1 pseudogene is annotated in these 406 nt (G+C 68.7%); it reads right to left on the reverse strand.

Going from position 1 to position 406, the window contains the following annotated elements:
* Positions 1-134, reverse strand: a pseudogene (locus GVL52_RS32470) (transcription elongation factor GreA); the annotation flags it as partial.
* Between the last annotated feature and the right edge of the window lie 272 nt (positions 135-406).

Consider the following 406-nt stretch of genomic DNA (forward strand, 5'->3'; position numbering starts at 1 on the left):
TTTTCGCTCAGGTCGCCCTGGGCGCGGGCCTCGGCGATGGCATTGATGACGGAGGGCCGCTCGACGGTCTTCAGGCGGTGCAGCTCTTCCTTGAGCTTTTCCGCGCCGCGCTTGGTGAGGGGGATGGTGGCCATTGAATCAGTCTCCACGTTCAACTCATGCCGCGCCCGTGGCGCGGCCTACCGGCGCCGGAAGTCCGGGAGTGTCCCGGCGGCGCCCCAAAAGCAAACCGCCGCGCGTTGCCGCGCGGCGGTCTCGGTCTGTGTCACCGGCAAATTATGCCGGTTTTTCCCGCCGTTCCCCACCCGTTCGCCATCCCGGAAGGGACAGCGGACGGGCGGACGGCGGCGGCGTCACACGGCGGCCAGCTGCGCGTGCAGCTCCTGCACCGAATACACCTCCAGGC

It is taken from the genome of Rhizobium sp. 18055 (assembly GCF_902706285.1).
GTDB lineage: Bacteria > Pseudomonadota > Alphaproteobacteria > Rhizobiales > Rhizobiaceae > Rhizobium.